The organism is Methylobacterium sp. CCH7-A2 (genome assembly GCF_001557075.1).
Lineage (GTDB): Bacteria > Pseudomonadota > Alphaproteobacteria > Rhizobiales > Beijerinckiaceae > Allobosea > Allobosea massiliensis.
In genome coordinates this window covers 1-10,887 of the sequence record NZ_LSKN01000181.1, presented here as the reverse complement: position 1 = coordinate 10,887, position 10,887 = coordinate 1, and the positions used below count along the sequence as shown (strand labels likewise).

The window sequence follows — 10,887 nt, the reverse complement described above, 5'->3', positions numbered from 1 at the left end:
CTCCACCGTGGAACCCGCCGCCCCCGTGGCCACCGCCCCCATGGCCGCCGCGCTGGGCTAAAGCCCCTTCAGACGCGAGCGAAATTCCCGCCGCGAGCGTCGCCGAAAGCAAGATCAAGGTCTTCTTCATACTCAACTCCGTTGGCGTCATGCGGACCTTCGCATCAACGCTGCCGGTGGGCGAGCGTTTCCATGAAAACGGCGCGTAGCAGCCAAGCCTTCCAGGCTGTAATAACCCGCGACCGAAAACGTCATTCTGAGAGATGGGTCGCTGGGCGACAGATCTTCTGGAGGGCGGTGCCATGCGCAAACGGATCAGTTTGGCGCTCCTCGGGACTGTGCTGGCGGCATCGGCTGCCCTGGCTCAGTCCAGTTCGGGCGCCCCTCCCGGCTCGAAACTGGATGCTGTGCCGCCCACTCACCACCCCCAATTCGTGGCCCCGACAGGAGAGCGCAAGCCGCCGGGACAGGCTCTGGACGACCGGGGAGGGTCGACACCGCTTCTGGAGCACCACGACAAGGAGCTGAAGGATCACACCCTGAAGAGCATCTGCCAGGGAGCGCCTGGCTGCGAGGGAGGGCACCTCCGGAGGTAATGCAAGCGCGGCCAGTGGGGCGGGGCGCAAGCCTGCCCGGGCGCCAGTGCCGAGGAGTGGGAACACCGAAGCGGGTTGAGCACGTCGAACAAGAGATCAGGATCAAACCAGCCGTCGACAAAGCACGGCCGACTGCAAAGCAAGGGAGCTACCTGCGCGACCTGCGCCGTTAACGCTCGCCATCCCAAGGGCGGGAATTGGGACCGGGGGATTTGCGCAAGATCAAGGATGATTGCTCGAGGCCTTGGCAGAAGGGGCCCAAGCGGTCATCGCGGCACAGGATTTCAACTTTACCACCAGGAGAACCAGCCAATGTCAGTCAAAACCGCCAGAGCCTCCATGCTTGCCCTAGCGACCGCAGCCGGCGCACTGCTCGCCGCCGGACCAGGTCCCGCACGAGCGGTCGATCGGCCGCTCCGCTTTGCGATGCACGACATGATGCCGATGCAGTCTCAAGGTGGATCGGGCGGATCCATGGGCGGCGGCATGATGGACGATGATAAAATGCGCATGCAGCAGAGCCAGCCCGGCCAGACGGGCGCGACGGGCGGAATGCAATCGCAAGGATCGGCCGGGCAGGGCGGCTCGTCCGGTCAGATGGGCGGCATGGCCCCGCAAGGTCAAAGCAGCTCGACGGGGGGCGGCATGAAGATGGACGACAACATGCGCATGCAGGGCCAGTCAGGTCAGACGGGCGCAGGCATGCAGCCGCAAGGGTCCATGGGTCAGGGCGGCGCGATGGGGCAGGGCGCGATGTCCGGCCAGACGGGCGGGATGATGGGCGACAACATGATGCGCATGATGAACGACCACATGCGCATGATGGGCGGCGGGATGGGCGGGGGCACGCCCGGCATGGCGATGGGCCCGGCCATGGTCGACATGACGGAGCGGCTCGAGGGGCGCCTCGCGTTCCTCAGGGCTGAGCTCCGCATCACCGACGCCCAGGCCCCTGCCTGGACCGCGTTCGCCGACGCGCTCCGCACGAGCCGCAAGCACCTGCTCGAAGCCCGGCAGCAGATGCGCCAGGCGTATTCGTCGGCGACCGACCGTTTGGAGAAATACGAGCAGCACCTCTCCGCCAGGCTCGAAGCGCTGAAATCGGCCCGTACAGCCTTCGCGAAGCTCCACGGGTCGCTTGACGAGACGCAGAAGCGCACGGCCGACGAACTGGTGGCGCCGTTCATCGCGACTTTCTGACCGCTGGTTGAGAATTGCCCCGAGCTCCAGGAGGCGAATTATAATTCCTTCTGGCACCGCCGCGAGGGCGCGTTGCCCCCCACTCGTCCGCGCGGCGCCTCTTCTCTCGTTCGAAACGGCGAGAAATCGCATCATGTGCTTCCCGGTGGACGAGCCCGGAAAAACCTTTGGGCCAAATCGGCTGGCGCACTCCTGTGAACTCTGCCCGCTGCCGCCTGTGGTCCCCAGCGGTCGCACGGACCGCCCTTCAGCGCCGCGCTCGGCCCAACCAAAATCAACTGTAAGAGGACGGTTAACTCAACGTCTTTGTTGCTGAACCCCGTTGTGCGCCGACGCCGGTGCGGCTCCAGCAAAACTTGTGTCAGTCCGCGATGATCACGCCCCCTCCGAACACGAACCGCTCCCAAGGCGCGAAACCGCGGCACCGTGATGGGCCTCGGGGCAGTGAGGAGACAAACATCATGCGTGATGCTTCCCGCCGCAAGGCATCGTTGGGCGCCCGCGTGCCGCCGTCGAGGTGGGCCACATCGGCTCCTGCCGGTAGCCGCGGCCGGCGAATTCTGTTCGTCACGTCAGAGATCGCCGACTACGTCAAGATCGGCGGGCTTGGGGACGTTTCAGCTGCCCTGCCACGCGCGCTCCGCAAGCAGCACCATGTTCGCGTGCTCATCCCGGGCTACCGCGAGTTGCTCGTAAGCCTCGGCAACGTCCCAGTCGTCGGACGGCTTGACGGTCTTTCGAGCCTGCCCGCCTGCAATCTCGGCCGGATCGAGACCCGCGACGGTCTGACCCTCTACGTCCTGCTCTGTCCCGAGCTCTACGACCGCGAGGGCTCGCCTTACGTGGACGTGAACGGGGCCGACTGGGCCGACAACGATATCCGCTTCGCAAGGCTCGGATTGGCTGCGGCCGACATCGCCTGTGGTCTTGGCGACCCGACGTGGGCGCCGGACCTCATCCATCTCAACGACTGGCCGTCCGGTCTCGCTCCGGCCTACCTCGCCTGGCGCGGACGCCCGACGCCGAGCATCATGACCATTCACAATCTCGCCTATCAAGGGGTGTTCGGTCGCGACCGTCTCGGAGCACTCGGCATTCCGGACGCCGCGTTTCAGATGCACGGCGTCGAGTTCTGCGGGGACCTCTCCTTCCTCAAGGCTGGTATCTTCTATGCCTCGCACGTCACCACCGTCAGCTCGACTTACGCCGAGGAGATCACCACCCCGGAGTTCGGCTGCGGCCTCGACGGGCTCCTGCGCACAAGGGCCCGCGAGGGACGCCTTACCGGCATCCTCAACGGGATCGACGAGAGCTGGGATCCCCGCACCGACCCTCATCTGGCAAGCCCGTTCGACGCCAATGACTGGAAAGGCAAGAGCGTCAACGCCGAGGAGGTCAGGAACGCGTTTGGCCTCGCTGTGTCGCGCGGGCCGCTCTTCGCCGTGGTGTCGCGCCTCGTGCATCAGAAGGGCCTCGACCTGACCATCCAAGCGACCCAAACGATCGTTCGCCAAGGCGGACAGATCGTCGTCACCGGTCGGGGAGAGGGTCGGCTCGAGGCGGAACTGCAGAACCTGGCCGCCCGCTACCCCGGACAGGTCGGCGTCAAAATCGGGTTCGACGAAGGGATTGCTCGGCGCATGTTCGCTGGCAGCGACTTTCTGCTAATGCCCTCGCGCTTCGAGCCCTGCGGGCTGAGCCAGATGTATGCCCAGAGGTTCGGATCGCTGCCTGTCGCTCATCGAACCGGCGGCCTGGCTGATACGATCGAGGACGGGATCACGGGCTTCCTCTTCAAGGACCTGTCGCTCGCCGGTTTCCTAAACGCCGTCTACCGCTCGATCGACGCCTTCGGCTCACGCCGGCAGCTCAAGGCGATGCGCCGAAGCGCCATGGCGCGCAGCTTCGAATGGCAGCAGTCGGCCTCTGATTATGCGGCGGTCTACGACTGCGTCGTCCGAAGCGTCGGCGTTCGATGACGGGACCGGCATTTGGATGGCGACCCGACGCGAAGCTGTTCACGTGCGTGCAATGCTCGGCCGCACGAGTTGCAAACGACTCACGACCGCAAAAAAGGGGCTGAGCGATCCGTTGCGTCAGATCAAGGAAGCTCGGCCGGAGACCGGACAGATTCTGGCGCAACCAGGAAGGAGCACTCATGAATCGCCTTGTCGCCTGTGCCGCGTTGTCCCTTGCGGCTTCGCTCGCTCTCACGCTCGAATCCGAGGCGAAGCCCCGTCCTCGTGGCAGCGAGGAAGTCCTCATCCTGAAGGTCCGGCCGCGCAGCTATCTGGATGCAGGCAACGTCGTGCCGGCAGGCTCGCTCGACGGCGTCACCGGCGGGTATGCGCAAACGCGGTCCTACCTTAATCTGCCGCCCTGGCAGAACCAGCGGGACCGCTTTGGAGAGGGTGTGCTGCCGGATCCGATCACAGGTCCGTTCATCGGGGCGCGCAATCCGTTCGGACCGGTCGATTTTCAAGCACCGGGCGGTTTGCGTTGAGGTTGCGAGGTTGCGAGCCTGGCGCGTAAAGCTCGGCGCAGCTCACGCCGAACTTTTGCTGCTCCACGTCGCCTCAGTCTTGAGGCCGCCGACAGATCACGGCCGTCCAGCCGCCCCTTTGCCAGGGGCTCCGGGTTATACTTGAGCTTCGATGAGCCCACGCCGACGGTCAACGCACGGCACGGGTAATTTGGACAACCTGAGCAGCGCATCAGGCCCGTCGTGAACCGGGCCATATGCTGTGACTGCAACGAATGTTTTCTCCCGAGCGCGGAATCGAGCAAGCGAGCATGGAGCCAGCAGAAATCTTCTCCAATGCCGAGATGCGGGCGCCGATCATTCACGTCCTGCACTGGATCGCCACCACGATCGAGGTGATCGGGGTTGCCGCCATTGTGCTGGGTGCGATTGTCTCGACCGCTCTATTCCTTTGGCGAGGCGTTGGCCGCGAGTGGGATGCGGCGTTCCGGAGTTACCGGGCCAATCTTGGCCGCGGCATCCTGCTTGGGCTCGAGTTTCTGGTGGCGGCCGACATTATCGGTACGGTCGCCGTGACCCCTACCTTTCAGAGCCTAGGCGTGCTGGCTCTGATTATCGCCGTACGCACGTTCCTGAGCTTCTCACTTCAGGTCGAAATTGAGGGCCAGTGGCCCTGGCGACGGCGCGAGGCGGATCACTATTCGGCTGGTGGCCGGCTTTGAACTGAGTGTCTTCTCGACAACCGCTCGCCATTCCTGCCCTGCGAACCGCTGCCTGCTCATCTGAGCAAGGATCGTCGTGCGCGGCCGCTGGAGTGGCAAGCCATCAGGGCCGCGCTGCAGCGTGGCCGGTGCTGGGAAGCATCAGTCGGAGAATTCAGTTCTGCAAGCCGTAAGAACCCTCGCCGGTCCCCGTCTATATGTTTTCTATGCCCTCGTCCGACGGCGCCGCACGCAAAAACGCGTGAAAACAGAACGAGTTGCGGCCAAGACACACAGGGCGGCATTCGCGCATTGAACCGACCTGAATCAAAGATTCAAGCGGGTCTCCGTCTTTACCGCTAGCGACCGCGTCCATAGCGTCAGGGCGAATTGACGTTGCCCCTCTGAGATAATCCAGTTTGAACTTCGTTCTGGCCCATTGCGAGGACCAGAACATGAGGCGCAGCCGCTTCACGGAAGAGCAGATCATCGGGATCCTGAAGGAGCACGAGGCCGGAATCCCGGTCTCGGACCTGTGCCGCAAGCACGGGGTCAGCGACGCGAGCATCTACAAGTGGAAGGCCCGTTTCGGCGGGATGGACGTATCCGAGGCCAAGCGGCTGAAGGCGCTCGAGGACGAGAATGCCAAGTTGAAGCGCAGGTTGGCCGACGCGATGCTGGACAACGTCGCGTTGAAGGATCTCTTGGGAAAGAAGTGGTGACGCCCGCTGCCGAGCGGAGAGCTGTCGCCCACCTCATGGGCACCCATGGGATGAGCGAACGGCGGGCGTGTAAAGCCACCGGCTTTTGCCGCATGACCGTGAGATACAAACCCACACGCGAGGATGACGCCTCGCTGCGCGAGCGCATGAAGGCCATCGCCCGGGAACGGCGACGGTTCGGTTACAGGCGCCTGCATGTGCTGCTCCGGCGCGAAGGCTTCGAGGTCAACCACAAGCGGCTATTCCGGCTCAACCGCGAGGAGCGCCTGACGGTCCGCCGCCGGGGTGGCGCAAGCGGGCGATCGGGACACGGGCGCCGATGATGATCCCGATGCGACCGAACGAGCGCTTCGCTCGACTTCGTGGCCGACCAGATGACGGACGGCAGGTGCTTTTCGGATCTTGGCGATCGTCGACGACTGCACCCGCGAGTGCCTGGCACTGGTAGCGGACACCTCGCTATCGGGTGTGAGGGTTGCGCGCGTACTCGACAGGCTGCTGGCAGAGCGCGGCAGGCCCAAGATGATCGTGAGCGACAATGGCAGCGAGCTGACCTCCAACGCCATCCTGGCCTGGGCTGACGCGGCAAGGATCGAGTGGCACTACATCGCGCCCGGCAAGCCGATGCAGAATGGCTTCATCGAAAGCTTCAACGGCCGCCTGCGGGATGAGCTGTTGAACGAGACACTGTTCTCCAGCCTGGCCCAGGCCAGAGCCGCGCTCTTGCGGTGGCAACTCGACTACAACACTACAAGGCCACACTCGAAGCTCGGTTGGCAGACGCCCATCGACTTCGCGGCCACGTTCCAGCCGCGGCGGGATCAAACGCTACGCTACGTGAATAGCTCCGCGTCTGCCCCCGCCGCTCAACCCGCCCGAGAGGGCCAAACCAACCGCCGGAACGAACTCAAGGCTGGATAGAAACTGGGGGCAACGTCAGAATTCATCATCGGCCGCGCGTCCAAGTCAGAGCCTCGAGGATCAGATCATGACGAACTTATTCCCCCGCCTTTCCGCCTGCCTTCTCGGGGCCGCGCTCGCGCTCACGGTTCTTGTGCCTGTTTCCGCCCATGCCGGGACCTACGATCTCGTGCTCGAGCGCCGCACGGTGAACGTCACGGGACGCGAGCGCGTCGGAATGCTCATCAATGGCCAGCTTCCCGGGCCCACGCTGCGGTTCAAGGAGGGCGAGGAGGTGGTGATCAACGTCACCAACCGCCTCGAAGAGAATGCCTCGATCCACTGGCACGGCCTGATCGTGCCGGCCGAGATGGACGGCGTGCCCGGCATCTCGCCGGGATTCGGCAACGGCATTAAGCCGGGCGAGACGTTCACCTACCGTTATAAAATCCGGCAGGCGGGAACGTATTGGTACCACAGCCATTCCTCCGGCGAGCAGGAGCAGCTCGGGATTTACGGCCCCCTGATCATCGAGCCCCGCGAGCGCGAGCCGTTCAAGCATGACCGCGATTACGTGATCATGCTCTCGGACTGGACCGACGAGGACCCGAAGCGGATCATCAAGAACCTGAAAAGCGAAAGCGGCTGGTACAACCGCAACCAGCGCACCCTCGTGAGCCTGTTCCAGGAGCTCGGCAAAGCTCCGAACGCCGAGGCACGGGAGGCCGTCATCAGGAGCCACGTCGCCTGGAGGGTGATGCGCATGGACCCGACCGACATCGCGGATGTCGGTGGTCTCCACTACCTGGTGAACGGCCTTACACCGGAGCGCAACTTCACGGCCCTCTTCAAGCCCGGCGAGCGGATCCGGCTGCGCTTCATCAACGCTTCCGCGATGACCTATTTCGACGTGCGCATCCCGGGGCTGAAGATGACGGTCGTTCAGGCAGACGGCCAGAACGTCCAGCCGGTGCCGATCGACGAGTTCCGTTTCGGGAACGCCGAGACTTACGACGTGATCGTGCAGCCGACGGAGGATCGGGCCTACACCATCGTGGCCGAGCCCCTGGACCGCACCGGCTTCGCCCGCGCCACCTTGGCGACACGGCCCGGGATGGTGGGCGAACTGCCGCCCCATCGCGTCCGCCCGCTCACGCAGATGTCCGAAATGCTCATGAACCCGGGCCCCAAAGGTGGCGACCGGGGGACGCCCCAGCCCGAGCAGGACATGCCCGGCCATGTGCAGCCCGAGAGCCCCCTCGCGATGGCGATCGGCGGGATGGGCGACATGAACATGGGCGGCATGGGTGGTATGGGCGGCCAGCAAGGCGGGCACGGCGGTATGGCCGGCATGCAGGCCGGATCAATGCCTCAGGGCGGCATGTCGGGCATGGGCCAGGGCCGTGCGGGGCAGGGCGGCAGGAGCGCCACGGCGAGGAAGCCGGCCGGTTCTCCTGCGATGCCGGGAATGGACCACGGCGCCATGCCGGGGATGAGCCAGGGGCGTCAGGCTCGAACGACGGCCGGGGCGCAGAGGCAGGGCATGAACCATGGCGCGATGCAGGGCGGAAGCGGTGGCTCCATGCCGGGTATGGATCACGGCGGCATGCCGGGCATGGGATCGGGCGCCTCGCCCGGCCAGAACCAAGGGATGTTCGCGGCCCTGAACGGGGGACTGCAGCAAGGACCGCAGGCCAAGGTGCTCCAGGGGGGCGAGGACATGCCGAACGAAGGTCCGACGCTTGAGAACGCCATGCCCGATCCCCTCGTGAACCGGACGGGCGCGCCGCCCGGCGCCAAGGTGCTGTCCTACCGCGATCTCAAGGCGATCAAGCCTTATCCCTACAAGCCCTACGACCGCATCATCGAGATGCGTCTGACCGGCAACATGCAGCGCTACATCTGGTCGATCAACGGCCGCAAGTTCAGCGAGGCGCAGCCGATCGTGCTGCGCTACGGCGAGCGGGCCCGCTTCCGCTTGTCTGCCGTCAGCGCTCTTGAGACAGTTTAGGGGTTTTCGGGAAGGGAGGATTTCTGGATCATCGCAGCCATTCAGGAGCGCAGATGAGACAGAAATCCGGGCCGGAGAAAGCACCGGTAGAGCAGGTCGTGAAGGATATTCGCCGAGCGACGCGTCGGCAGTTCTCGGCCGAAGAGAAGATCCGCATCGTGCTGGAAGGCGTGCGCGGCGAGGAGAGCATCGCCGAGCTGTGCCGGCGCGAGGGGATTGCCTCGTCGATGTATTACGGCTGGTCGAAGGAGTTCCTCGACGCCGGCAAGCGCCGTCTCGCCGGTGACACGGCTCGCGCCGCGACGTCAGACGAGGTGAAGGAGCTGCGCCGCGAGGCGCAGGCGCTGAAGGAGGCCGTGGCCGATCTCACCCTGGAAAACCGCCTGCTTAAAAAACGTATGGCTCGCCCCGCCTGCAAGGGATTTCTTTCCGGCTCTTCAGTCTGCGCCAACGTATCCGGTCTCGAGGTCGTGCCTCGGCCAAGATGGAGCTTTCGCGCGTACCGATCCTCATAAAGCCGTCGGCGTCTAACGCCATTTTTTTGATCAGGATCACGGCACGCCGTTCGACTGTCAGGCCATCTTTCCAATCCACTCACAGACAACGCTGGCCTGAAGGACGCTCCCCTAAGGCCGAACTCTGATCATCCAGCCGATGGCATCGCCTCCACCTGGAAGGGGCGCCCGCTTCTCAACACGGCCCAGATGATCCTGGCCATCTTCGCCGCGAGCGCGACCACGGCGGTGTTGATATGCGTTCGCGCGAGCAATCCCCGCAGCCATTCGCCGAGCAACGTCCGCCCCTTCGCCAGGGACGGCAATGCCGCTCGCGCGCCGTGGATCAGCATCCTGCGAAGGTAGCCGTTGCCGCGCTTGCTGATCCCGAGAAGCTTAGGTCTGCCGCCGGTCGTCATCTGGCGAGGTACCAGGCCGAGCCAGGCGGCAAGATCCCGGCCCCGGCCAAACGTCTCCGCCCTTCCCACCGAGGCGACGAAGGCGGTCGCATTCAACGGGCCGACCCCCGGGATCGTCGCCAGGAGCTTCGTTGCGGCATCCTCGCGCGCGATCGCAACGAACTCGGCATCGAAGGCGCCGATCCGCTCGTCAAGGGCGCGCCACTGGGCCCGCATGTCCTCGACGAGCTGTCTGATCCGACGGCTGATCGCCACCTCGCCAGCAAGGAGTTGATCCAGTCGAAGTTCGAGCTTGCGCCGTCCCTTCGCCATCACGATCCCGCGCACCTTGGACAAGCTCGGCATCCCGCGCGCCACGTTCTATCGCTGGTACGATCGCTATCTCACCGGCGGGGTCGAGGCGCTCGCAGATCATCGCTCGCGGCCAGATCGTGTCTGGAACCGCATCCCCGCCCCGATCCGGGCCGAGATCATCGACCTGGCGCTGCGCGAGACGGAGCTGAGCCCACGCGAGCTGGCGGTGCGCTTCACCGACGAAAAGCGCTACTTCGTCTCGGAAGCATCGGTGTATCGGCTGCTGAAAGCGCATAATCTGATCACCAGCCCGGCTTATATCGTCATCAAGGCGGCGCCCGAGTTCAAGGACAAGACGACGGCGCCCAACCAGCTCTGGCAGACCGACTTCACCTACCTGAAGATCACGGGCTGGGGCTGGTATTATCTCTCGACCGTGCTCGACGACTTCTCCCGCTTCATCGTCGCCTGGAAGCTCTGCGCCACGATGCGCACTGACGACGTCACCGCCACGCTCGATCTGGCGTTGGCGGCATCGGGGCTCGACCAGATCACGGTCGCACATCAGCCGAGACTGTTGAGCGATAACGGCGCCTCATACATCTCAGCCGACCTCGCCACCTGGCTCGACGGCAAGGGCATAAAACACGTTCGCGGCGCGCCCTATCATCCCCAGACGCAGGGCAAGATCGAGCGCTGGCACCAGACCCTGAAGAACCGCATCCTGCTGGAAAACTACTATCTGCCCGGCGATCTCGAACGGCAGGTCGCCGCCTTCGTCGAGCATTACAACCATGCCCGATACCACGAGAGCCTCGGCAACCTAACGCCCGCCGATGTCTACTTCAGCCGCGGGCAAGCCATCCTCACCGAACGCGAAAGGATCAAGCACCAGACCATCCAGGAGAGACGCTTGCAGCATCAGCTGCAGGCCGCATAACCTCAAACCCAGATGAGCCAGAACCTCCGTTCCTGAGACGCCGAAACAGTCTCAAATCATCTGACGACGGACACAAGATCGGCTTAAATTATATCGATATTTCAAATACATAAGTGTTCGCAGTTTTA

5 protein-coding genes and 5 pseudogenes are annotated in these 10,887 nt (G+C 64.2%); 9 read left to right on the top strand and 1 reads right to left on the bottom strand.

The window, feature by feature from the left end; genetic code table 11:
- The 8 genes and pseudogenes from AX750_RS26745 to AX750_RS13830 all read left to right on the top strand — a co-directional run.
- Positions 1 to 209 (top strand): annotated as a pseudogene (locus AX750_RS26745) (hypothetical protein); the annotation flags it as partial.
- Positions 210 to 1,031: 822 nt separating this feature from the next.
- On the top strand, positions 1,032 to 1,796 hold the full coding sequence (locus AX750_RS26550) for a Spy/CpxP family protein refolding chaperone (RefSeq protein WP_245282397.1): 765 nt from the start codon (positions 1,032 to 1,034) through the stop codon (positions 1,794 to 1,796).
- Between the two features lie 503 nt (positions 1,797 to 2,299).
- Positions 2,300 to 3,775 (top strand): glycogen synthase GlgA, encoded by a 1,476-nt coding sequence (gene glgA, locus AX750_RS13860; protein WP_082734907.1) that lies wholly within the window; start codon positions 2,300 to 2,302, stop codon positions 3,773 to 3,775.
- Between the two features lie 179 nt (positions 3,776 to 3,954).
- A complete protein-coding gene (locus tag AX750_RS13855; protein ID WP_066722757.1) occupies positions 3,955 to 4,299 on the top strand; it encodes a hypothetical protein in 345 nt (114 codons plus the stop codon).
- A gap of 254 nt (positions 4,300 to 4,553) precedes the next feature.
- Positions 4,554 to 5,000: a DUF1622 domain-containing protein gene (locus AX750_RS13850; protein WP_348626282.1), complete on the top strand. Its 447-nt coding sequence runs from the start codon at positions 4,554 to 4,556 to the stop codon at positions 4,998 to 5,000.
- Positions 5,001 to 5,434: 434 nt separating this feature from the next.
- Positions 5,435 to 6,622: pseudogene (locus tag AX750_RS26125) on the top strand (IS3 family transposase).
- A 67-nt stretch (positions 6,623 to 6,689) separates the two neighbouring features.
- Positions 6,690 to 8,612 (top strand): copper resistance system multicopper oxidase, encoded by a 1,923-nt coding sequence (locus AX750_RS13835; protein WP_066722755.1) that lies wholly within the window; start codon positions 6,690 to 6,692, stop codon positions 8,610 to 8,612.
- 53 nt (positions 8,613 to 8,665) lie between these two features.
- Positions 8,666 to 9,010, top strand: a pseudogene (locus AX750_RS13830) (transposase); the annotation flags it as partial.
- Positions 9,011 to 9,255: 245 nt separating this feature from the next.
- On the opposite strand, the pseudogene AX750_RS13825 reads toward AX750_RS13830, so the two are convergent.
- Positions 9,256 to 9,849, bottom strand: a pseudogene (locus AX750_RS13825) (IS110 family transposase); the annotation flags it as partial.
- Between AX750_RS13825 and AX750_RS13820 the strand changes: the two are divergent.
- Positions 9,848 to 10,759: pseudogene (locus AX750_RS13820) on the top strand (IS3 family transposase); the annotation flags it as partial. The pseudogenes AX750_RS13825 and AX750_RS13820 overlap by 2 nt on opposite strands.
- Positions 10,760 to 10,887 lie beyond the last annotated feature (128 nt).